Source organism: Rhizobium sp. P1_E6 (assembly GCF_056405875.1).
The window spans coordinates 16,019-39,606 of record NZ_JBFUBG010000059.1; the positions used below are offsets into that span (position 1 = coordinate 16,019).

At 59.3% G+C, this 23,588-nt stretch carries 21 protein-coding genes; 12 read left to right on the top strand and 9 right to left on the bottom strand.

What is annotated here, in order from left to right; all coding sequences use genetic code 11:
* Positions 1-26: 26 nt before the first annotated feature.
* Complete coding sequence (locus tag AC1D35_RS23525) at positions 27-254, top strand: hypothetical protein (RefSeq protein WP_113297526.1); 228 nt, start codon at positions 27-29, stop codon at positions 252-254.
* Here the strand turns inward: AC1D35_RS23525 and AC1D35_RS23530 are convergent.
* Entirely contained in the window at positions 233-1,912 is a 1,680-nt protein-coding gene (locus AC1D35_RS23530) for a formate--tetrahydrofolate ligase (protein WP_113308782.1), read from the bottom strand. The two genes, AC1D35_RS23525 and AC1D35_RS23530, sit on opposite strands and share 22 nt — an antisense overlap.
* Before the next feature lie 157 nt (positions 1,913-2,069).
* Here AC1D35_RS23530 and AC1D35_RS23535 point away from each other — a divergent pair, with 157 nt between their 5' ends.
* A complete protein-coding gene (locus AC1D35_RS23535; RefSeq protein WP_113308781.1) occupies positions 2,070-2,603 on the top strand; it encodes a TIGR00645 family protein in 534 nt (177 codons plus the stop codon).
* Positions 2,604-2,688: 85 nt separating this feature from the next.
* Here AC1D35_RS23535 and AC1D35_RS23540 read toward each other — a convergent pair whose 3' ends face one another.
* Together AC1D35_RS23540 and putA are read right to left on the bottom strand one after the other, a co-directional pair.
* Positions 2,689-4,377, bottom strand: a complete 1,689-nt coding sequence (locus AC1D35_RS23540; protein ID WP_477940253.1) for a COG3904 family protein — start codon at positions 4,375-4,377, stop codon at positions 2,689-2,691.
* A 95-nt stretch (positions 4,378-4,472) separates the two neighbouring features.
* Entirely contained in the window at positions 4,473-7,589 is a 3,117-nt protein-coding gene (gene putA / locus AC1D35_RS23545; protein ID WP_113308779.1) for a bifunctional proline dehydrogenase/L-glutamate gamma-semialdehyde dehydrogenase PutA, read from the bottom strand.
* Between the two features lie 112 nt (positions 7,590-7,701).
* Here putA and AC1D35_RS23550 point away from each other — a divergent pair, with 112 nt between their 5' ends.
* The 3 genes from AC1D35_RS23550 (at position 7,702) to AC1D35_RS23560 (ending at position 9,541) form a co-directional block, all read left to right on the top strand.
* Positions 7,702-8,163 (top strand): Lrp/AsnC ligand binding domain-containing protein, encoded by a 462-nt coding sequence (locus AC1D35_RS23550; protein ID WP_113297521.1) that lies wholly within the window; start codon positions 7,702-7,704, stop codon positions 8,161-8,163.
* A 144-nt stretch (positions 8,164-8,307) separates the two neighbouring features.
* Complete coding sequence (locus AC1D35_RS23555; protein ID WP_113308778.1) at positions 8,308-9,033, top strand: helix-turn-helix transcriptional regulator; 726 nt, start codon at positions 8,308-8,310, stop codon at positions 9,031-9,033.
* 46 nt (positions 9,034-9,079) lie between these two features.
* The gene (locus tag AC1D35_RS23560; protein ID WP_477940255.1) at positions 9,080-9,541 is read left to right on the top strand and encodes a PAS domain-containing protein; all 462 of its coding nucleotides are present in this window, start codon (positions 9,080-9,082) and stop codon (positions 9,539-9,541) included.
* Positions 9,542-9,568: 27 nt separating this feature from the next.
* Here the strand turns inward: AC1D35_RS23560 and AC1D35_RS23565 are convergent, their stop codons facing one another.
* The 3 genes from AC1D35_RS23565 to AC1D35_RS23575 form a co-directional block, all read right to left on the bottom strand.
* Positions 9,569-10,690: a DUF2333 family protein gene (locus AC1D35_RS23565; RefSeq protein ID WP_113308776.1), complete on the bottom strand. Its 1,122-nt coding sequence runs from the start codon at positions 10,688-10,690 to the stop codon at positions 9,569-9,571.
* 152 nt (positions 10,691-10,842) lie between these two features.
* On the bottom strand, positions 10,843-11,916 hold the full coding sequence (locus AC1D35_RS23570; RefSeq protein WP_113308775.1) for a hypothetical protein: 1,074 nt from the start codon (positions 11,914-11,916) through the stop codon (positions 10,843-10,845).
* 73 nt (positions 11,917-11,989) lie between these two features.
* On the bottom strand, positions 11,990-12,592 hold the full coding sequence (locus AC1D35_RS23575) for a thymidine kinase (RefSeq protein WP_113308774.1): 603 nt from the start codon (positions 12,590-12,592) through the stop codon (positions 11,990-11,992).
* A 233-nt stretch (positions 12,593-12,825) separates the two neighbouring features.
* On the opposite strand from AC1D35_RS23575, the gene AC1D35_RS23580 reads away from it, so the two are divergent.
* From AC1D35_RS23580 to AC1D35_RS23600, 5 genes are all read left to right on the top strand, one after another.
* Positions 12,826-13,782, top strand: a complete 957-nt coding sequence (locus AC1D35_RS23580; protein WP_113297515.1) for a choline ABC transporter substrate-binding protein — start codon at positions 12,826-12,828, stop codon at positions 13,780-13,782.
* Positions 13,783-13,871: 89 nt separating this feature from the next.
* Positions 13,872-14,726: a choline ABC transporter permease subunit gene (gene choW / locus AC1D35_RS23585; RefSeq protein ID WP_113297645.1), complete on the top strand. Its 855-nt coding sequence runs from the start codon at positions 13,872-13,874 to the stop codon at positions 14,724-14,726.
* Entirely contained in the window at positions 14,723-15,769 is a 1,047-nt protein-coding gene (choV, locus tag AC1D35_RS23590) for a choline ABC transporter ATP-binding protein (protein ID WP_477940260.1), read from the top strand. The genes choW and choV overlap by 4 nt, the downstream gene beginning before the upstream one ends.
* 133 nt (positions 15,770-15,902) lie before the next feature.
* Positions 15,903-16,652 carry a HugZ family pyridoxamine 5'-phosphate oxidase gene (locus tag AC1D35_RS23595; RefSeq protein ID WP_113308773.1) on the top strand — a complete coding sequence of 250 codons (750 nt, stop codon included), beginning with the start codon at positions 15,903-15,905 and terminating at the stop codon, positions 16,650-16,652.
* 115 nt (positions 16,653-16,767) lie between these two features.
* On the top strand, positions 16,768-17,085 hold the full coding sequence (locus tag AC1D35_RS23600; RefSeq protein ID WP_113208129.1) for an ArsR/SmtB family transcription factor: 318 nt from the start codon (positions 16,768-16,770) through the stop codon (positions 17,083-17,085).
* Positions 17,086-17,232: 147 nt separating this feature from the next.
* Here the strand turns inward: AC1D35_RS23600 and AC1D35_RS23605 are convergent, their stop codons facing one another.
* Positions 17,233-19,206: a PhoX family protein gene (locus tag AC1D35_RS23605; RefSeq protein ID WP_113308772.1), complete on the bottom strand. Its 1,974-nt coding sequence runs from the start codon at positions 19,204-19,206 to the stop codon at positions 17,233-17,235.
* Positions 19,207-19,442: 236 nt separating this feature from the next.
* Here AC1D35_RS23605 and aptA point away from each other — a divergent pair, with 236 nt between their 5' ends.
* The gene (gene aptA / locus AC1D35_RS23610; protein WP_113308771.1) at positions 19,443-20,771 is read left to right on the top strand and encodes an omega-aminotransferase AptA; all 1,329 of its coding nucleotides are present in this window, start codon (positions 19,443-19,445) and stop codon (positions 20,769-20,771) included.
* A gap of 140 nt (positions 20,772-20,911) precedes the next feature.
* Entirely contained in the window at positions 20,912-21,970 is a 1,059-nt protein-coding gene (locus tag AC1D35_RS23615) for a serine aminopeptidase domain-containing protein (protein ID WP_113308770.1), read from the top strand.
* Positions 21,971-22,041: 71 nt separating this feature from the next.
* On the opposite strand, the gene AC1D35_RS23620 is transcribed toward AC1D35_RS23615, so the two are convergent.
* Positions 22,042-22,953 carry an HD-GYP domain-containing protein gene (locus AC1D35_RS23620; protein WP_113308769.1) on the bottom strand — a complete coding sequence of 304 codons (912 nt, stop codon included), beginning with the start codon at positions 22,951-22,953 and terminating at the stop codon, positions 22,042-22,044.
* A 455-nt stretch (positions 22,954-23,408) separates the two neighbouring features.
* Positions 23,409-23,588 (bottom strand): hypothetical protein (locus AC1D35_RS23625; protein WP_477940264.1); only part of this gene is annotated, 180 nt, incomplete at its 5' end.

Sequence of the window (23,588 nt, forward strand, 5' to 3'; positions counted from 1 at the left end):
TAACGAACGCGAAGTTAGGAAAGTGAATGAAGGCTATTGCAGCCTGTATCATCCTCGGGCTGCTTTTAGCTGCCATAGCCTTGCTGTTTACGGGCCACATTCTCTGGCTCATACCCATAGGTATATTGCTGAGCGGCAGCCTTGAGAGGCTCTTCATTTGGCTATTCATCGACCCTGAATTTGGGAACCGCCAACGTCATCGCCTGATCCGCGGTGTGAAAGCTGCTCCGGATCAGAACAATCCTTCGATATAACCTTGATCATTGAGGTAAATCCGCTCCGCCGACGGCGACTTCGGCAGACCCGGCATGGTCATGATCTCACCGGTGATGACGACGACGAATCCGGCGCCGGCCGACAGGCGTACCTCGCGCACCGACACCACATGCCCCTCCGGCGCCCCACGAAGATTTGGGTCGGTAGAGAAAGAATACTGCGTCTTCGCCATGCAGACCGGCAGCTTGCCGTAGCCTTGCTCTTCCCAGGCCGTGAGCTGGTCGCGCACAGACTTGTCAGCGGTGACCTCTCCGGCATGGTAGATCTTCGAAGCGACGATCTCGATCTTTTCGAGCAGCGGCAGGTCGTCGCCATAGAGGGGCTCGAACTTCGCCTGTCCGGATTCGGCAAGCTCCACTACCTTATAGGCCAGATCCTCGATACCGGCCGAACCTTCCGCCCAGTGACGGCAGAGGATGGCTTCCGCGCCGTGACGCGCGACGAAATCTTTGACGGCAGCGATTTCCGCGTCCGTATCCGAGGTGAAATGGTTGATCGCGACGACGACAGGCACACCGAAGCGGCGCACATTGGCGATGTGGCGGCCGAGATTGGAGCAACCGCGCACCAGCGCCTCCACATTCTCCGTGCCGAGATCGTCCTTCTTCACGCCACCATTCATCTTCAGCGCCCGGACCGTCGCCACGATCACGGCAGCACTCGGCTTCAGCCCCGCCTTGCGGCACTTGATGTTGAAGAACTTCTCTGCGCCGAGATCGGCCCCGAAGCCCGCTTCCGTCACGACATATTCGCCGAGCTTCAGTGCGGTCTTCGTTGCAATCACCGAATTGCAGCCATGGGCGATATTGGCAAAAGGCCCGCCATGCACGAAGGCCGGATTGTTCTCCAGCGTCTGCACGAGGTTCGGCTGCATGGCATCCTTCAGGAGAACGGCCATAGCCCCATCCGCCTTGAGATCGCGGGCGTAGACCGGTGTCTTGTCGAAGCGGTAACCGATAATGATGTCGCCGAGCCGACGCTCCAGATCCTTGAGATCGCTCGCAAGGCAGAGGATCGCCATGACTTCGGAAGCGACAGTGATATCGAAGCCGTTCTGCCGGGGGAAGCCGTTGGACACGCCGCCGAGCGAGGACACCATGCTGCGCAGCGCCCGGTCGTTCATGTCCATCACCCGCCGCCAGGTGATGCGGCGCAGGTCGATATTCTCTTCGTTGCCCCAGTAGATGTGATTATCGATCATCGCAGCGAGCAGGTTGTGCGCCGAGGTGATCGCGTGAAAATCGCCGGTGAAATGCAGGTTGATGTCTTCCATCGGCACGACCTGCGCATAGCCGCCGCCTGCCGCCCCTCCCTTCACGCCGAAGCAAGGGCCGAGCGAGGCCTCACGTACGCAGACGATTGCCTTTTTGCCGATACGGTTCAGTCCGTCGCCGAGACCGACCGTCGTCGTCGTCTTGCCCTCGCCCGCCGGCGTCGGGTTGATGGCGGTAACAAGGATCAGCTTTCCATCCCTCTTGCCCTCCTGCGCGGCAATGAACTCGGCGCTGATCTTCGCCTTGTCGTGACCATAGGGAACAAGCTGCTCCGGCGGTATGCCGAGCTTGGCACCGATGTCGTAGATCGGCTTCTTGGTTGCCGCACGCGCGATTTCGATATCGGATTTAATGGCAGCCATGGATCAGGTTCCCGTTTGTCTGAGCGCGCGCCGGACTTGGCGTTTATTTCAATCGGATAGCGAAATATGCCTAAGCTGTGAATAGCACTGCGCCTTGCCGTCAGCCTATTCCATTGTTTATTAGGGATCAGCGATTCTAAGATTTACGGGGTAGACTATGAAATCACTCGAGCTTCTCGTCGAGCGCATCATTCTTTCCAGCCGTTGGTTGCTGGTTGTCTTCTATATCGGCCTCGTGCTGGCACTTGCCGTCTATGCCGTTTCTTTCGCTTTCAAATTCCTGAAGGTCGCCAAAAGCGTATTCGAACTCGGCGAAGCGGAAATGATCCTCGCCATGCTTGGGCTTATCGATGCGGCGCTGGTCGCAAGCCTCATCGTCATGGTGATGATCTCCGGCTATGAGAACTTCGTCAGCCGCTTCGACGAGGCCGAAGCCGATGCGGAAAACGAGGTCTCCTTCCTCGGCAAGCTCGATTCCGGCAGCTTGAAGATCAAGGTCGCCTCCTCGATCGTCGCCATCTCCTCCATCCATCTGCTGCAGGTCTTTCTCAATGTCGAACAATATACCGACGGCAGGATCATGTGGCTGACCCTCATGCACCTCGCCTTCGTGGTTTCGGCAGTCATGCTCGGCTTCCTCGAGAAGCTGATGAGCGTGACCTCGAAGAATGATCTGAAGGACAAGGCGTAAGGCGGCGTCAAGCCGGACACATCCGGCGAACGATAGCAGTGCGAAGCAACAGCGCCGCGTCGTTACGGCTTTTCACATCTGGGCATCAGTTAACCGATGCCGCAGCAGGTACGATTGCCGCCTCGGATTTTCTGGGGCATCGGACACTTTCCTTCGCATTCGGCCCGCAGAAATGAGCGCCCGGTTCTTCATCGTAAGGGATGACACCATTGATAATACCAAGCCCGATCGCCTGGGGATCAAGGATGTCCCCTCTGCCATTTGGCGGCGTGATCATCATTGTTTCGAATGTGTCGGGACTGACGCCCATTTCTTTGAAATAGGTATAAAAATCTTCACGATCAGTGTCTGTAAGCTTGTTCATCGGTCGGCTGAGGCCAAGCGCCGAATTTCCTATAAGCCGCAACTCTCCGCCCATGAAAGCAAGAGTACAGCTCGAAAAACAGTACGCACCGCCGGCAAAGACCTCCCCTTCGGTCGGCCCGTCTTTTGCCATGCTTGATATGCAGCGCGGATCCATCATCGGACAATTCGGCAATCTCGCCCTGCCAATTGAGGTATCAAGACCCGCAGCACGGATCATGCGCCCCATCGCAAAAGCGGCATCCCTGTCGCCGCCATAGGACTGAAAGACGACGGGCAGCTTTTTTCCTCCGAGCGCCTTCAAGATCGCGCCCAGCTGAGCCGGGGTATCCGGCATAATATAGCCATCCGCAGAAATCCACTGCGTACACTCGTCCTGGCAATCGCCATGGTACATCACGAGAAAATCCATGGGATGGGTTTTAATCAGACCGCCGCCTGCATAAACCGTCGCACTCTTCACCGGGGCCTCTGCCACAGGCGCCTGCATTACAGCTACCTCCGCCACAGGATGGCGATAGCAGACGGCGCTCGCCGCGGCGTCTTTAGGACAGAGCGGCATACCGGGCCACTCACTGAATGTCAGCACATCAGTGAGAAGACCCATTCGAACTGCGTCTTCAGGCGGTATGACTGCGATGCTTGCAGGGGTGGTCGCCATCATCACATCGACCAGATCACCACTGACGCCCATTTCCTTCAAATAGCCCGTAAGGGCAGCGGTGGCCTTCTTGCCCAGCTTGGTGGAGCTGCGCTGCCCAGCCGCCTTTCGCCCAACCTCCTTGCGGGAGACTTCCGTCTTCTTGCCGTTCACCATCTTGTATTCGATCCGGTAAGAGATACGCACCTTCTGATAGACAGTCGTGATCTGGTGGACGCCGATATAGGCCCACTGCGACGAAGCACGCGACGTGCCACCGGCCAGCACCAGAGGACACGCAGAATAGCAGAACGCACCATCCGAATAAGTATCCCCGACCGAAGTGCCATCCTTTGCGATAGCCGCAGCGCAGCGCCTATCGTCATCGGGGCAATCCTTGAGCTGCGTGCCGCCGACTGCCGTTTCAAGACCGGCCTTGCGGATCATCCGGCCCATCACATAGGCGGCATCGACTTCGCCACCCTCCGAGCGAAGGACGACAGGAACTTTCCGGTCGCCGATCTTTTTAAGAAATTTTCTCAACCGCGCTGGCGTATCGGACGTTATACGCCCCTCCGCCGAGATCCATTCAGGACAGTCTTCCAGACAGGAGAGGCTGCGCACGAGAATGAAATCCATCGGGGGCTGCCCCGCCTGTTTCTGCTTGGCAGCTTCGGAGGCAGTAGCTCCGATCGGCAAGTTCAAAAGAAACAAAATAAGTAATGATCGGAAGGATAGGCACTTCACCAAAAAAGAAACTGCAAAGCGCACGATTAGATCGCCCTAGTTGCACCTGATCATACGCTTAGCAATTGGATTAAAAGGCAGCAAGCGGGATTCCGAGGGCTTACTGCCGCCTTATTACTTTATTCTCCCATCGCAATCAGGCTGGCATTGCCACCTGCGGCAGCAGTGTTCACCGAGATCACCTGTTCCAGCGCAAAACGCTGCAGATAGGCCGGCCCACCGGCCTTGAATCCGGTGCCTGACAGACCCGAACCACCGAAGGGTTGGGTGCCCACAACGGCGCCAATCATGTTACGGTTCACATAGACATTGCCGGTATCGAGCGCATCGGTGACGGTGCGGATCGTCGATTCGATGCGGCTATGGACGCCGAGCGTCAGGCCGTAGCCGGAGGCTTGGATATCCTGCAGCACCCCAGGCAAGTCCTTCGCCTTCCATCTGACGATGTGCAGCACCGGCCCGAAGACTTCCTTGGTCAGCGCCGCGGCCTTGTCGAGCTCGATGATGTGTGGCGCAAAGAAACTGCCTCCATCAGGCGCCTTGCCGGCATAGCGCACCTTCTGGGTCTTCTGCATGTCGGCAATATGGGCTTCCAGCATCGCCCTCTGCTTGTCGTCGATGATCGGACCGACATCGGTGGTTTCCAGCGCGGGATCGCCGAGCCGCAACTCACGTGCGGCCCCTTCAATCATCTGGGTCATGTGCTCGGCCACGTCCTCCTGCAGGAAGAGCAGGCGAAGTGCGGAGCAGCGCTGGCCGGCAGAACGGAATGCCGACAGGATCACATCATCTGTCACCTGCTCGCCAAGCGCCGTCGCATCGACCACCATGGCGTTCAGGCCGCCGGTTTCGGCGATCAACGGCACGATCGGACCATCCTTGGCGGCAAGCGCCCGATTGATTGCCCATGCCGTCTTGGTCGAACCGGTGAAGGCAACACCGGCAAGCGCTGCATGCGCTGTGATGGCGGCACCGACATCCGGACCACCGGGCACGAAGAGCAGCGCATCTTCCGGCACCCCGGCCTTGTGGAGCAATTTGACCGCCTCATAAGCGATCAACGGCGTCTGCGGCGCAGGCTTTGCAAGCACGGCATTGCCGGAAACAAGGGCCGCCGAAACCTGCCCGAGGAAAATCGCCAGCGGGAAATTCCAGGGTGAGATGCAGGCAAAGACACCACGTCCGCGCCAGAGGTAACGATTGTCCTCGCCGGTCGGCCCCGGCATCTTGGTCACCGTGTCGAACAACCGGCGCGCCTCGCCGGCATAGTACCGGCAGAAGTCCACGGCCTCGCGCACTTCCGCAACGCCATCATCGAGTGTCTTGCCGGCCTCTGCGGCCAGAAGCACCAACAGCCGGTCACGATCTTCTTCCATGAGATCGGCCATGCGCTCCAGCGCCGAAGCGCGCTCTTCGACGGAACGGCGCGACCATGTCTTGAAGCCCCTGGCCGCGATCGCAAAGGCCTTGTCGATATCTGCTGCGGTGGCATTGCGAACGGAGCCAACGATCTTCGTGTGATCGGACGGCGAAATGACGGATGCTTCCGAACCGCTCGCAGCCACACCGGGGATGAGCGGCGCGGCGGAGATGGCGGCAATGCCCTTGCCGATATTGTTCATCAGCGTCTCAAGCGTCGCGCGATGGCCAAATTCCAGCCCGGCGCTGTTCTTGCGCTTGCCATAGAGCTGCAGCGGCATCGGAATCTTGCTGTTGCGAGCGCTCGCGCCGACATCGAATTCCAACTTGTCTGCCGGACGCTCCAGCAACGCCTTGACCGGCACGTTCTTGTCGCCGGCCATGGCGACAAAGGAGGAATTGGCGCCGTTTTCCAACAGGCGACGGACGAGATAGGCGAGCAGATCCCGATAACCGCCAACAGGCGCATAGATCCGGCAGGCGATACGATCGTTGGTATCAAGCAGGTGATTGTAAAGGCTCTCGCCCATGCCATGCAGGCGCTGGAACTCGAAGCCGGAGCGGTCGTTGCCGGCAAGCTCCAGAATGGTGGAAACCGTCAGCGCATTATGCGTGGCGAATTGCGGGAAGATGCGCGCCCGCTTGTCCAGCATGTGCTGCGCGCAGGCGAGATAGGAAAGATCCGTCGCCGGCTTGCGCGTCCAGACCGGATAGTCGTCCAGCCCGCGCTCCTGTGCCCGCTTGACCTCGGTATCCCAATAGGCGCCCTTGACGAGACGCACCATCATGCGGCGGCCAAGCTTTGCGCAAAGCGCGTCGATATAGTCGATCACGGCGACCGCACGCTTCTGGTAGGCCTGGATCGCCAGGCCGAAACCATCCCAGCCGGCAAGCGACGGATCGGAAAACACCGCGGCAATAACGTCGAGCGAAAGCTCCAGCCGGTCTGCCTCTTCGGCATCGATGGTGAAATTGAGCTGATGGGCCTTGGCCATCTGCGCAAGCTTCAGGAGGTCGGGCACGAGTTCCTTCATCACGCGGTCGCGATGTGTCGCCAGATAGCGCGGATGCAGCGCCGAAAGCTTGACGGAAATGCCCATACGATCGGGCAGGTCCTTGCCTTTAGCGTTTTTTGCCATCCAGCCGCCGATCGCCTCGATCGCCATCGCATAGGACTGCCAGTAGCGCTTGGCGTCTTCAGCCGTGCGAGCGCCCTCGCCCAGCATGTCGAAGGAGTGGCGATAGCCTTTCTCCTCGCTCTTGGCCGCACGGTTCAGTGCATCCTTGATCGTTTCGCCGAGCACGAAATGATGGCCGAGGAAACGCATGGCCTGCTTGGTGGCATTGCGTACGGTCGGCAGGCCCATGCGCTTGACGAGGCCGCGCACCACGCCTTCAGGCGTCTCGCCGGGACGGATGATGCGGGCCGAAAGGCCGAGCGCCCAGGCCGATGCCGAGACGAACCAGCTGTCGGCCTTGCCTTCATGTTCGCTCCAGCCGCCCTCCTTCAGCTTGTCCTCGATCAGCTTGTCCTGCGTCAGTGCGTCGGGCACGCGCAGCAGCGCCTCGGCAAGCACCATCAGCGCCAGGCCTTCCTTGGTGGAGAGACCATATTCCCGCAGAAAATCTTCCACGCCGCCGATCGATCCGGAATTGCTGCGGATCGCCTCGATCATGCCGCCGCCACGTTTGTCGATCGCCGCATCCTGGGAGGCTGAAAAACTCAGGCTTTTAGCGAAGCCATGCAGCAGGCGGTCATCGTCACCGGCAAATGGAGCGTTGAACGGGGCAAAAGGCGTGGAAATCTGGGTAGGCATGAAGGGTTCTCCGTGATTTCGACAACATAGCTGTTCATTCGTGGCGTTTTTCACTAAACTGTGGGCTGCCAACACGATCTTCGCCTACCGACTGCCTGAAAGGCCGCGAAAAATGAAAGAACTCGACCGTCTCGACCGCAAGATTCTCCGTGCATTGCAAAAGGAGGGACGGCTTTCCAACATCGAGCTCGCCGAACGCGTCAACCTGTCGCCGACGGCCACAGCCGAGCGCGTCAAACGGTTGACCCGAGACGGTTATATCACCGGCTATATGGCAATCCTCTCACCGGAAAAACTCGGCCGCAATCTCCTCGTCTTCGTTCAGGTAAAGCTCGATCGCACCACGCCTGACGTTTTCGATGCCTTTGCTGCGGCGGTAAAACGCAGCGACGACGTGATGGAATGTCACATGGTCGCAGGCGGCTTCGATTATCTTGTGAAGGCGCGCATGGCGGGAATGGATGCTTATCGCCAATTCCTGTCGGAAGTGATTCTTTCCCTCCCCGGCGTACGCGAAACACATACTTATGCAGTGATGGAGGAGGTAAAAGGCACAGCTCATCTACCGGTGTAGATAAAAATCAACTTAAGCGCGTTTTTCATCTGGTTAATTTTTCACAAAATGAATTAATCAGCGTGTGCTAAGTCAATTAGGACTAGCATGTAGGCGGATTTATGTATTTGATAGCGGTAACATGGAGACTTGCGGGGGCATATAATGTCTTACATGACTACCTCTGAAAGGCAGTCATTGCTGTCGGGCGAATTGGCAGTGGCGCGTACGCGCGGCCTGTTTGCACAGGCACTGGGAAGGGTAGCGGCCGCATTCGGTTTTGAGCAGGCCACACTGCTGAACGCACCCTCGGTGGAAGATCTGCTGCTCAAGCCGCTGATCATCGAGAGCTCGCTGCCGGCTTCCTACATCAGGGATTTCGATCGCGGACATATGCTGCGCGCCTGCCCCTTTGCATCCAAGATGAGAGAATCGGCCGTACCACAGGTCTGGCACCTCAACGATCCCAGTCACGCGCAAGCTTTTCCGACCGTACTCCAGAATTTGATGCGGCAGCACGGCATGACGGCCGGCATTGCAATGCCGATCAACTCAGGCGACGGACAGCGCCTCGTCTTCTGGTTCGGCGGCGAACGTGCGCCCCTCGGACAGAGCGAGATCAACGAACTTGCAATGATCATCCTTTATGCGCTCGACACCTACAACGCGGTCAAGCGCAACGAGGGAAGCGCCCACAGCGCGCTTTCGGCGCGTGAACTGGAGGTCGTGCGCTGGACGGCGCAGGGCAAGACCTCAATCGAGATCGGCCAGATTCTGACGCTCTCTGATCACACGGTAAATGCCTATATGACCAACGCAATTAAAAAACTAGATTGCGTCAATCGCACCCAGTTGGTAGCAAAAGCCATCCGATTGAAGCTGATCAACTGAGGAATCAGAAGAGAATCAGCGCGTCATCCCGAACTGGGGAGAAACCGTGCCTCTTCGTTTCGAACAGCCGGCCATCGAGCATCGGCAGCAATCCCGCGCCCACATCGGTATCACCGATGCCGAAGCGCTGACCATGTTTGCCGCCTACCGCCTCTTCGGCTTCTGGCGGATGGACCTCGGGACAGGACATTTCTTCGCCAGTGAAGACGTCCACCAGATCTTCGATCTTCCCTACAGCGAGGGCCCGGTCAATCTGACCGAACTCATGTCGCGCATCCATGAGGAAGACCGGCTGCTGATCGCCGAAACCTTCGAGCAGGCGAGCCTTTACAGGGTCGGCTTCCACTACGTCTATCGCGTCGACAACAGGCTTGGCGGCTACAAGATGGTGCGCTCCGTCGGCCAGTTCCGCGACGATGCCAGCGGCGGCGGCATCGCCGGCATCACCTACGAATTCGTCGAAAAACTGCACATCGTCGGTTTCGAGGATGGCGGCGCGYCGCTTTAGCGGCCGGGATACAGCATTCTGCGCGGTCTAGCGGTCAAGCACCGAGCGAATTTCGACGAGGTTCGAACGCACTCTCAACATATAGAAGCCCATCGTGGCGAGATGGCTCGGCATGATCCAGCCATCCTCCCGTCCGTTGGAAATGATCGCTGGCTGGATACGAAGTGCCGCCTGGAATTGCCGTGTCGTGCCAGCCCAGATCGCCCCGAGGTTTCGCTCCGCCACAACCTGAGAGAAATCCGCCTGCGCCGCCGAAAGAATCGCGTAATAAGCGTAGAGCTGGCCATAGGCGAACCAGAACCGATCGTCGGCACGCGTATCGAACCAGCCACGATTGTGGTTTTCCGAGCGCTCGGCCAGCATGTCTGAAGTGCTGCCGAGATCGTTGGCGATGCGGTCGATGAACTGCATCAGGTTGTCGGCACGGCCGTCGAAGACCGCATTGCAGCCGGCGAGATCGGTATTGAACTTGCGCAGGCTGTTGATCGCCGCGCGATAATAGGCCGGCGTCGGCGTCTTTGGCCCAAAAGGACTGAGGCCGAAATACCAGCTAAATTCATCGAATTGCAGATTGCCGCGCGCACTTTGCAGATCATTGTTGATGCCGGACGTGCCGCGCACGCGCCCCAGCGTATCGACAAGCTCCGCCGATGTCCGACGAACCGCCTGGTTGATGCCGCGCTGGAAGGAGGCCTTGTTGTCGAGGAAGGGCGTGTGATCCCAATCCATGCCGAACAAGCCCATCTTGTAGAGCACCATCGACGATATCCAGGCATTCTGGTTGACGTTGAAATCCGTCAGATCGGCCGCGGCATCGACGATCGCCGAGCGCTGGCAGGTCTTGGCAGCAGTTCCGTCCGTCGCCGGAATTTCCTGTCCGGCAGGCACCTTGCGCTCCGAAAGGCGATACTGATCGACGAAGTTGGTGTTGAAATTCGACCAGACTTGGGTCTGCCAGATAAAATAGCCGTAGAGGACGACGAGAAGTGCCAGAAACGCGATGACCGGCAGCCGGACCATCCAGCTCCTGCGTGCATACCATCCGTGCGCGGCAAGAAACGGCCAAAAGGCCCAGGCGGCAAAAAGGCGAATCCAGCGGCTGATCGTTTGGCCGATCAGTCTGAAAAAACCGGCAATCCGGTTGAGCATCGTCGTCTCCTGTCAGGCGGCGAAAATAGGGGTACCCCCTTTCACCCACATATGCGCTTGATCGCCCAAGTACAACAACGGGAAAGGATATTTCGGCCCGAAGGGTGCGCGGGCCACACGCGACAGCCCGAAATAGGCTTCCTCGCCGCCRGTCAGGAGCGCAGCGAACGCAGGAATCCAAATCCGAACATAGGCGATTTGCGCACCACATCGATCAGCGGCGCATCGGATCGCTCCTCGGCATAGACGGGGAATTTCCGGGTAAATTCCTGGTCCGCACGGCTCTTTCGCTGGACCAGATCCTGAGGCACCAGCATGCCCTTCTCGAAAAGCGCGATGGTTTCAGCAATATTCGGAAAAAGCTCCGGCTTGATCCTCACCTTCATGCCGGGCCGGTCGGTGTCGACCTGCGCCTGATAGATGATGAGCCGCTCCTCAGTATCGACCGAAAGTTTGCGGATGAGCGCGTTGCAGCCGGCGATACGGCCGTTCAGCCTGTCGACGAAGGCCTGGAACATGCCGATGAAGCGTTCGCGCCGCTGGCTCTCGTCGCGCATCGCATGTTCCTCGACGGAAATGCGTTCGACCTCCGCCTTCAGTGCCTGACGCTCCGCCTCCATCTGCTCCCAATGTGCCTTGTTGCCATAGACGCCGATACGGCCCTGCGTGTTCAATGCCTTGGCACTGAGTTCCTTCATGCGCATCCGCGCAATGTCGATCTCGTCGACAAGCCGCCGCCGGTGCTCGACGATGTCGACGAGGCTCTGTTCAGCGGTCTTGTGACGCTCGACGAGGGATCGCCTCTGGCCGTCGAGCAGTGTCGCCAGAAGATCGGATTTCGTCAGCAGATCGAGCAGCTGTGCCACGACCGGCGCCTCGCGCACCCGTGCACTGTGCATGCGCCACATGCGCTGTCGGGAAAACCATCCGGCCATCTTTTCGCGCCGCGTCAGCCCGCGAAAACTGTCGAGATCGGCCGAGACCCTGGCCGTCAGCCGGTCGAGGGAGAAGACGAGTTCCGCAAGCAGCACATCGAGCGTCGTCGTGTCATTGAAGAAACCCTGGAACCGCGCATTCTGCTCAAGGAAGTTCTCGTCGGACGAGCGCTCCCCGTCGCCGTCGAAGCCTGCGATGCAGGCGGCGCAATAATCCGCCTCACCTGCCATCGCCTCGGCAAGGCCGCGGGCTGCATCGTACTGGCTATCGAAAGGCGGGCTTTTGCGCACCGGGCACTCCCAGGGAATCTCCGATTTGTAGACTACTTACTCGCCGCACTAAAGAAAACAGGCATCGTTTCGTTCAGACCGGCTCGGCAATCCATTCACCATTCATTGCATCGTCCCAGTGGCGGCGGCACAGCGAAACATATTTCTCGTTTCCCCCGACATCGATCTGCGCACCCTCGTGCAGCACCTTGCCCTCGACATCGAGCCGCACGACCATGGTCGCCTTGCGCCCACAATGGCAGATGGTGCGCACCTCGCGCATTTCATCGGCAATCGCCAGCAGCTCCTGCGAGGCAGGGAAAAGCTTGCCCTGGAAATCGGTCCTCAAGCCGTAGACCATGACGGGAATGCCGAGCCTGTCCACCACGCGGGCAAGCTGCCAGATATGGTCGCGAGTCATGAAATGCGCCTCATCGACGAAGACGCAGGAGATCGGCTGCCCTTCGACGCTCAATTGCCGAACCAGCGTGTAGAGATCGCTGTCGCTCTCGAAAGGGATGGCCTCCGCTTCGAGCCCGATGCGCGAGCCAATGACGCCTCTCCCGACCCGATGGTCGAAGGCCGCGATCAACAGAACCGTGCGCATGCCGCGCTCGTGGTAATTGTAGGAGGCCTGCAATAGCATGGTCGACTTGCCGGCATTCATCGTCGAATAGTTGAAATAGAGCTTTGCCATCGGATTCTCCTTATCTGGCTTCTTGGAAGCTGGAGAACGCAAAGAAAAGCCCCGACAAACCGATAGTCACAGAAAATCCTAGCGTCGGAACCGCTAAAAGCCTTGTAAATCAGGCCTTCCCAAAATGCGGCACGTCGCAATCACATAGTCCGGAACGCCGCAAACGCGCCGAGATCGCTTGTAAAACTGGGCTATTGATGGTTGGCTTGGGAACGTAAGACTGGGAGTCTAAAATGAAAACAACAAGCGCATTCAAACTCGTCACTGTAACTGCAGTTGCAGCCCTCTCCGCTGCGACCGCTGCCTTCTCCGCAGACCCTGAAAGCTGCTCCACCGTCCATTTGTCGGACGTCGGCTGGACTGATATCACCGCCACCACCGCGACCGCATCCGTCATCCTGAAGAGCATCGGTTATCAGACCGACGTCAAGGTTCTCTCGGTGCCGGTCACCTACACCTCGCTGAAGAACAAGGACATCGACATCTTCCTCGGCAACTGGATGCCGACGCAGGAAAAGGACGTCCGGCCCTATATCGAAGACAAGTCGGTCGAATCCTTCGGCCCGAACCTTGTCGGCGCCAAATACACGCTCGCCACCAACGCCAAGGGTGCGGAACTCGGCATTAAGGACTTCAAGGATATTGCCGCCCACAAGGACGATCTCGGCGGCAAGATCTACGGCATCGAGCCCGGCAATGACGGCAACCGCCTCGTCATGGACATGATCGACAAGGACACCTTCGGCCTGAAGGATCTGGAACTCGTCGAATCCTCGGAACAGGGCATGCTTGCGCAGGTCGCCCGCGCCGACAAGTCAGGCAAGCCCGTGGTCTTCCTTGGCTGGGAACCTCACCCGATGAACACCAACTTCAAGCTGACCTACCTGACCGGCGGCGACGACATCTTCGGCCCGGACTTCGGCGGCGCCAAGGTCTTTACCAACGTGCGTGCCGGTTATCTCCAGGAATGCCCGAATGTCGGCCTGATGGTGAAGAACCTGACGTTCTCCCTCGATATGGAGAACCAGGTGATGGGCAAGATCCTGAACGACGGCAAGGAACCGGAAGCTGCAGCTTCCGAATGGCTGAAGGCGAATCCGGCAGCGCTTGAGCCGTGGCTTGCCGGCGTCACGACCCGCGACGGCAAGGGCGAAGCCCTGGCGGCCGCCAAGTCCGGCCTCGGCCTCTGATGAAATGAACGGGACGGGGCGGCTCGCCGTCCCGTTTTCATGTTCATCCCTATACCGCTCTCAACGGACAGGCGCGCGACGTGAACTGGATTTTCAACTGGCTCGTTGACGACAACGGCAAGATCCGCATCGGCGAATGGGCAAAGTCCTTCGTCGACTGGCTGACCTCGAACGGCGAATGGTTTTTCGACCGGCTGGCCTCCCTGCTGTCGCACGTCATCGACGGCCTGCTCTTCGTGCTGCAGCGGCCGCACCCGCTGATCGTTATCGCCGCGATCGCCGCCCTCGCCTTCTGGCTGCGCCGGTCGATTGCCATCACCCTCTTCACCTGCCTTGGGCTGCTGCTCATCATGAACCAGGGATACTGGAAGGAGACGACGGAGACGCTCGCCCTCGTGCTCGCCTCCACCTTCGTCAGCATGGTGATCGGCATTCCGCTCGGCATCGCGGCTGCCCGCCGCGCCTGGGTCTATTCAGCCATGCGTCCTGTGCTCGACCTGATGCAGACCATTCCGACATTCGTTTACCTCATTCCGGCGCTCATCCTTTTCGGCCTCGGCATGGTGCCGGGGCTGATCGCGACCGTCATCTTTGCAATCCCCGCCCCGATCCGGCTGACGCGTCTCGGCATCATCTCGACACCGCCCTCTCTCGTTGAAGCCGCCGTCGCCTTCGGCGCGACGCCGACCCAGGTGCTGAGCAAGGTCGAGCTTCCCTTCGCGACGCCGCAGATCATGGCAGGCCTCACCCAGACCATCATGCTTTCGCTATCGATGGTCGTCATCGCCGCCCTCGTCGGCGCTGATGGTCTCGGCGTGCCCGTCGTGCGTGCGCTGAACACCGTCAATGTCGCGAAAGGCTTTGAAGCGGGTCTCTGCATCGTCATCCTGGCGATCATCCTCGACCGCATGTTCCGGACAGCCGACGAAGGAGACGGCGCATGACCGCAGTCAATTTCAAGGACGTGAGCATCATCTTCGGCGCCCGGCCGGAAGCAGCGCTTGCCATGGTCGACCAGGGCAAATCCCGCGACGAGATCGGCGCCGAGACCGGCATGGTGCTCGGCGTGGCCAATGCCTCGCTGTCGATCGAAGAGGGTGAGATCCTGGTGTTGATGGGCCTTTCCGGCTCGGGCAAATCGACGCTGCTGCGCGCCGTCAACGGGCTTGCCCCCGTCGTGCGCGGCGATGTGGCGGTCTCGGCCGCCACCGGCCCCGTTAACCCCTATAGATGCAATGCCAGGGCGCTCCGCGACCTGCGCACCCACACCGTCTCCATGGTGTTCCAGCAGTTCGCCCTGCTGCCCTGGCGTACCGTTGCCGAGAATGTCGGTTTCGGCCTCGAGCTCTCGGGCGTGCGTGAGGCCGAGCGCAAGAGCCGGGTCGGCGAGCAACTCGAACTCGTCAACCTGACGAAATGGGCCGACCGCAAGGTCAATGAGCTCTCGGGCGGCATGCAACAGCGCGTCGGCCTTGCGCGCGCCTTCGCCACCGGCGCCCCGATCCTGCTGATGGACGAGCCGTTCTCCGCGCTCGATCCGCTGATCCRCACGCGACTGCAGGACGAGTTGCTGGAATTCCAGCGGCGGCTGAAGAAGACCATCCTCTTCGTCAGCCACGATCTCGACGAGGCCTTCCGCATCGGCAATCGCATCGCCATCATGGAAGGCGGGCGGATCATCCAGTGCGGAACACCGCAGGAGATCGTCAAGAACCCCGCCGATCAGTATGTCGCCGATTTCGTGCAGAACATGAACCCGATCAACATGCTGATGGCCTCCGACGTCATGCAGCCCGGGCTTGGCGATGCGGCAATCGGCATGTCGGTCAGCGCCACCGCGCGCCCCACGACGCCGCTTGTCGATATCCTCGACGCCCTCGCCCGCCAGCCCGGCAGCATCGGCGTGGTCGACAACGGCCAGATCGTCGGCACGATCTCAGCGCAGGATGTCGTGACCGGCCTCACGCGGCACAAGCGGAAGGAATAAGCATGTCGCGCAAAAGTGTGCAGCGGTCTTTGCGATAACTGCACGCGAAAGCGAATATGGTCGCCAAAAGCCGCTCGATCAAAACGGATACTTTAGACTTGATCCTTTAACTCCGCTTTGCCACAAGGCGGGTATGAAAGAACCGTCCTCTACGCTTCGCGAAACCGACGATGAGGCCCGCAAGCTGGCGCGCACCCTGTTGCGCTCCGCCCGCTATGCGGCCCTTGCCGTTCTCGATCCTGAAACCGGCTTTCCCTTCGCAAGCCGGGTTCTTCTCGGCACCGACATAGACGGCGTGCCCGTTATCCTCGTTTCCGCGCTCTCGACCCACACGAAAGCGCTCGCCGCCGATGTCAGGGCCTCGCTCCTGACCGGCGAGCCCGGCAAGGGCGATCCACTCGCCTATGCCCGCCTGACGACCCAATGCCGCGCAGAACAGGTGGAGCGGGACACGCTCCTCCACGCGCGCATCCGCACCCGTTTCCTCGATCGTCACGCCAAGGCGAAACTCTATATCGATTTCCCGGATTTCCGTTTCTTCCGCCTCATCCCGCAATCGGCCAGCCTCAATGGCGGCTTCGGCCGTGCCTACATTTTGGACGGCAGCGATCTTGTGATTCACTCCCAGGCAAATGACGACATCGCTGAAAAAGCTGACGCTGCAGTGCAAGATTTAGTAGCGCGCCACCCGGACCTGATGTTAGCGCTGACATCGCGGCTGAAGGCACCTGAAGCAGGCCCCTGGCGCATATGTGGGGTCGATTCGTCAGGTTTTGATATGATTTCAGGTGACTTATTGTTGCGTTACGAGTTCGATATACCCGCAGAGGATTTAGATCACATTTGTTCAAACATATCTAAAATAGCATACCTGATACCTTAAATTTAGGTATATACAATCTTCAAGCCCAATTGCTAGTTTTCGCTGTCAGTCAAATAACCGTCTGACGGCCTGTGCCTGTACGGATGATGTACGTTTCGCATTAGGAAGAAGAAATATGGAAACCTCTGATTTGGCCGAGCACACCAATGTGGCGGCAGCTTTATTATCGGCCATGGCCAACCCCAAGCGTTTGCTGATCCTCACCAGCCTGGTAAAGGGAGAAGTGCCTGTCGGCGTTCTCGCCACCCAGGTCGGCCTGAGCCAGTCGGCCCTCTCCCAGCATCTGTCGAAATTGCGCGCTCAGAAGCTGGTCAAGACCCGTCGTGATGCACAGACGATCTACTATTCAAGCAACTCCGAGCCAGTCATGAAAATCCTCGCAACACTCGAGGATATCTACGTGACGCAGAACCGGAGCAGGTCTGCAGCCTGATGTCAGTGCTGACATGACGTCAGCCTGAGCAGCGTCCCGAAGGAAATGTTTCCGCGGACGCCGCTTGTGCTATTTTTCAGCACACAAAGCTTAGAGACCGGCAACTCGCAAGAGTTGCCGGTCTCGTTTGATTGAGACAAGGCAGGGTTAGCTGCCCACCACTCCGTTATTGCCGCGTGTCAGCACGACGAGCGACGGACGGGCCGGCACGCCCGGCTTGAAGTCCGGCCAGTTGGTGCCGGCATCTTCCATCGAGGTTGCGTCCTCGTTGTCGGCCATGCGCAATTCGCCCGGATGCTGGACCGAGAGGAATACGCTGGAGCCGTCGGAAGTGAAGGTCGGCGAGCAAGTCTCCGAACCGACAGGCGCGATATAGATGAGCTTCGGCAGGGCGCGCCCCGGACCTTCCGTATCCATCACATAGACGGAATCGGCAATGCCTTCTGGCGGCGGACCGTCAGTGGTCACCCAAAGGCGGCCTGCCGGATCGACAGCCAGGTTATCGGGGTCGGTGAACCAGCCGGCCGAGGTGGTCGCCGGATGGAACATCGCCTGGTCTTCGGGCTTAGCCGGATCGCCGCAGAGAACGAAGACATCCCATTTGAAGCTCTCGGCTGCGTAGTCCGGCTTGTCCGGACCGCCGGGAGCCACCAGTTCCAGCAGATGTCCATGCGGGTTGGGGCCACGCGGATTGGCGACGTTGACCTGTTCCTTCTCGTCGTCACCCTGGCCCTTCGGCAGGCGATCCTCGTTCTCGGTCATGGCGACATAGAGTTTGCCGGTGCCGAGATGCGGAATGAAGCCTTCCGGGCCGTCCATCGGCGTAGCAGCAACCAAGTCCGCTGCAGCGCGCGTGGCGAGAACGACGTCGGCCTGCGTCCTGAAGCCGGCTTCCGCCGTCAGCGGGCCTTCGCCGGCCACGAGCGGGATCCAGCGCATCGTGCCGTCGCTTTCGAACTTGGCGACCGACAGCGTGCCATGGTCGAGCAGATCCTTGTTGGCGGCGCGATCGCTAGGGTTCCACGGATCGCGGGTGACGAAGCGGTAGATATATTCGAAATCGTCGTCATCGCCCATGAAGACCACGACGCGGCCATCTGGGGCGACGCAACATTGCGCGCCTTCATGCGTCATGCGGCCGAGCGAGGTGCGCTTGACCGGCTTTGCCGAGGGATCGAAAGGATCGATTTCGACCACCCAGTCGAAGCGCATCCACTCGTTCGGCTCTTCCTCGAACTTGAAGCGCGGCTCGACGCGGCTGACGGAATAGATGTCGTTCTCATCCTCGTCCCAGCCCTGGCGTTCGACCAGCTCCTGATTCGGCAGTTTTTTATAGTCGCCGGCAAAGACGTCCATTGCGCCTTCTTCGCCAGAGAGCATCGTGCCCCAGGGCGTGATGCCGCCATTGCAGTTCGAGATCGTGCCGAAAACGACGGTACCGGTCGGATCAGCCTTCGTCTTGAGACGGTCGTCGCCCGCCGCCGGGCCGGAAATGCCGATTTCCGTGCTCATGTGGATGCGGCGGTTATACTTTCCGTCCTTGACCACCTGCCATTGGTTGCCGTCCTTGCGCACTTCCAAAACAGAGACGCCGACAGCCGCCATGACGGCCCGGATCTGATCCTCGGTCATCTTCTCGCGGTAGTTGTCCGCTGTCAGACCCGGAAACATCAGAAAGGGCGTCGCATATTCATGACTGACGACCAGCAGGCCGTGATCGGAGCTCTTCTCGCCCCACGGCAGCGGCAGGAACTGGGTGAAGTCGTTATTGTAGCCGAACTGGCGCTCGGCCGCTTTGCCGTCGAGCTTGGCGACATCGAATTCCGGGCTGTCGGCAAAGAGAGCGTCGCCCCAGCGCACGAGGATCTGGCGCTCGTAACCATCAGGCCAGTGATCGGCGGTGTCGCGCACGCGCTTCAGTTCGGGGAAAGTAAGCGTCGAATCGGCAGCTTCTGCCTTCGTTGCTTCGAGCGCCGGCGCAAAAGCGGCCGCCCCCATGGCTGCAATGAAGCCCTTGAGAACGGTACGGCGACGAACGCCTTCTTCGAGAATGGTGCCGTAGCTCGGCGCAAATGCACGCCGCGGATTGGGGCGCGGTCTGGTTTTCTGGCGGTCCGTCATGACTACCTCCGGTAAAAGTGGTTGAATTTCAAGGAAATGAATGAAATGCCTTCGGCCATTGCGGCCATCGATTTTTGTAGCAATGCCGGGCGAAAGATTGATGACGCTCGAGTGTCCGGGAACGGCAGAGGCGGCGCTTCTTCGGCTTGACGCCTTGCCGGGCGCTGATAATTTGACCGGGCAGTAAAAATAAACGGCGCAAAGCCTTGAACGGGACCGACCGCCAGGAGAACAGCATGTCCAACCGCCTGAATGCAACGCCAAACGACCTTCGCGCCTTTTGGATGCCCTTTACCGCGAACCGCCAGTTCAAGAAGGAACCGCGCCTCTTCGTGAGCGCGAAGGACATGTACTACAAGACCCATGACGGCCGTGAGGTTCTGGACGGTACGGCTGGCCTCTGGTGCGTGAATGCCGGCCACTGCCGTCCGAAGATCACGGAGGCGATCAGCGAGCAGGCGGGCGAACTCGATTACGCCCCGGCCTTTCAGCTCGGCCATCCCAAGGCTTTCGAGCTCGCCAACCGCCTGGTCGACATCGCGCCTGATGGCCTGGACCACGTCCTMTTCACCAATTCTGGCTCTGAATCGGTCGAGACGGCGCTGAAGGTCGCGCTTGCCTATCATCGCGTGAAGGGCAATGGCTCACGCTTCCGCCTGATCGGCCGCGAGCGCGGCTATCACGGCGTCAACTTCGGCGGCATCTCGGTCGGCGGCATCGTCACCAACCGCAAGATGTTCGGCACGCTGCTGACCGGCGTTGACCACATGCCGCACACCCACCTGCCAGGCAAGAACAACTTCACCCGCGGCGAACCCGAAATTGGCGGCGATATTGCCACCGAACTCGAGCGCATCGTCACCCTGCATGACGCCTCCACGGTCGCCGCCGTGATCGTCGAGCCGGTCGCCGGCTCCACCGGCGTTCTCATCCCGCCGAAGGGTTATCTGCAGAAGCTGCGCGACATCTGCACCAAGCACGGCATTCTGCTGATCTTCGACGAAGTCATCACCGGTTTCGGTCGTTTGGGTGCTCCTTTCGCGGCCCAGTATTACGACGTGAAGCCCGACATCATGGTCACCGCCAAGGGCCTGACCAACGGCGTCATCCCGATGGGCGCCGTCTTCGTCACCTCGGAAATCCATGATGCCTTCATGAACGGCCCCGAGCACATGATCGAGTTCTTCCATGGCTATACCTATTCCGGGAACCCGATCGCCTCGGCCGCAGCACTCGCGACGCTCGACACCTACAAGGAAGAAGGCCTGCTGACCCGCGCAGCCGAGCTTTCCGACTACTGGGCCGATGCGCTGCACTCGCTGAAGGATTGCCCTAATGTCATCGACATCAGAAATACCGGCCTTATCGGCGCGATCGAACTCGACCCGATCGCCGGTGAGCCGACCAAGCGCGCCTTCACGGCCTTCCTCAAGGCTTACGAAAGCGGACTTTTGATCCGCACGACAGGCGACATCATCGCGCTCTCCCCGCCGTTGATCATCGAGAAGAAGCACATCGACGAGCTCTTCGGCAAGCTGCGTACGATCCTGCAGAACAACATCTGATCTCGATAGTCCCGACTTGAATTCAAGGGCGAGGCTCCGGCCTCGCCTTTTCTTTTGATGTCGGCGACCTTGATCGCGTTATCGGTCTCCGGTGTCAGGGATTTCCTCCAGACAGGGCAAACCAACCCAATGGAGATCCCATGCCAAGACTGGTCTTTATTCTCCCCCTGCTCCTGCTGCTGGTATCGGCAGCACATGCCGGAACCGGCTTCCGTGAAATCACCCTGCCCGGCAAAAACACCGATCGTCCCGTCCATGTCAGCATCTGGTATCCGACGGCATCAGATGCCGCCCCAGTCCTTCTCGGCGAAACGCCGGCCTTTATCGGCCAGCCCGTCATCAGGGATGCCGAACCCGTGCCCGGCCCACATCCGTTGGTCGTGCTCTCCCATGGCTATGGCGGAAGCTGGCGCAACCTCGCCTGGCTCGCCGCCGATCTCGTGCACGCAGGCTATGTCGTCGCTGCACCCGATCATCCCGGCACGACCACATTCGATATGCGGAAGTCTGACGCTGTCGAATTATGGAGGCGCCCCGGCGATCTCAGCCGCACGATCGATGCGCTGCTCGACAATGCGGATCTGACGGGCGGCGTGGCATCCGATCGGATTGCCGCGATCGGCCATTCGCTCGGCGGCTGGACGGTCGTCGAACTGGCAGGCGGTCGTTTCGATGCGGCTGTTGTGACGAAGAATTGCATGGCCGACTTCGGCCAGCTCTATTGCAGGATATTCGACGCACTGGGCATCGGGCGCGATGCCTCCTCCAGTGCTGCGCTGGCCGCCGATCTCAGCGATCCGAGAATCCGTGCCGTCGTGTCACTCGATCTCGGACCCGGTCGTGGGCTGACACCAGCGAGCCTCTCGGCAATCCATATCCCCATGATGGTGCTGGGTGCTGCGGCAGATGTCGACGCGGACACGGCAACCAGGGCGGACATAGCCGCCACCAACAAGGATTCCGGCTACGTGGCCCGCTATCTGCCGCCAGCGACCACCACCTACAGCCTTATCCCGGGATCGCTGCATTTCAGCTTCATGCAGCCTTGCAAGCCCGGCGCCGCCGAGTTGATCGAGAAAGAGGCGCCAGGCGAAAGCATCGTCTGCCGAGACGGTATCGGCGCGGATCGGGAAATGATTCATCGGCAGGTTGCCAGCATGGTCACGGATTTCCTGGGAAAGGCGCTCCCTCGACAATAGCGCGGCTCCTCAGCTCCAGCGCTTGCGGCGGACCAGATTCCCGCAGGCACCTGTCATGAAAACGAATTGCCTCAGGAAACGGAGGCAATCGACAGGCAGAGGGCGAATTTTTTGACGAGCCGGCGGTCGAAATGGCCTTCATTCGCCAACATCCAGGTCAGTGCCTCCTTCGCGCTCCAAGGGGCCTTGTAGGGGCGCGCTGACGTAACGGCGTCATAGACATCGCAGATCGCGGCAAGGCGCGCGTGAAGGCTGATCTCGCCGTGGGACAGCTTGCGCGGATAACCCTTGCCGTCGATCCGTTCATGATGATTGAGGCAGACGTCAAGAACGATTTCGGACATGCCCTCCTGACGCGACAGGATCGCATGCCCCTTTTCCGGATGGTCACGGATCAACTGGATCTCGGCTTCGTTCAGGCGCCCTTCCTTGTTGAGCACTTCAAGCGGAATTTCGAGCTTGCCGACATCGTGCAACAGCCCTGCCGTGCCGAGCGTCTGCACCACTTTCTCGTCCAGTCCGAGATGGCGGCTGAAAAGGATCATCAAGGCACTGACCGAGAGTGAATGGATGAAAGTCACCTCGTCCTTGGACTTCAGCCGAGTAACGCTGATGAAGACGGCAGGATGGTCGTCCATCGATTTCGAAACGGATGAAATGACCGGCTCGACCTGATCAACAGTGATCCCGTCCCCGCCCTGCAGCCGGCCGAAGACATTCTCCAGCACCTCCACGGATTTCTGAATGGTCTCGCGGGCCGCCTTGACGTCGATCTCGAGCTTGCGAGAGGTGTCCCTGACATCGAGGCCTTTGGTGGTGTTGATCACGACGGCCGTGTTAGCGCAATCATTAAGCTTCAGCGTATCGCTCTCGCGCCGCAGTAAGAACCGTCGCCGAGACAGAAGAGGATCGTGCCAGATGCCCTCGACCATCTCGATAAACATTCCGGTCCGCACCTGCCTGGCTTCAATACGCTTGAGCATCCAGATATCTGTCCCGCTATATCCCTGCCTCGACAAATCGAATATTTTATTGCACTGCAACAAAACACTAGGAAATAATAGTTATACTAGGATTCTTAGAATCAATTGTTAATTGGCCTGAATACATGAGTTACAACAAGGATCGTCGGCGAAATTTCCAGATATCTGCTTATCCGCGGCCATCGATATGTTCTGTCGAAGAAGATCCGCTTCGGCTTTCTGCAAAAGCCGCAAGTCACATAAGACTGAAAGCACCCTATCAGAGAACATCGGCTGATGGTCGCAGGTTGTGACTGCCGTGACACGGCCACGCCAAGCCTGTGAACGATCGAGATGAGGCAGACCGAAAATTGCGGGAAATGGACTGAAAAATCAAAAAATCGGGCGCAATCTTTCCATATCGGGCGAAAACAAGCCCTATCTTGTTATCATCTTGCGGAATCCCACCGAAATTTCTAGAAATCTTGCCATGCGCCGGGCGAGCCAAATATGGCCGCGAGGTTCATTGATCGCGCAGCTTTTCCTCGTCCTTGGCACGGTCCCAAAAGGATCGCTGACAAAGGAACGGCCTGCGCGGCAAACAACCGGTGGTCGAAGACGACCCCAACCCAAGGAGACAGACCATGACTCTGAAG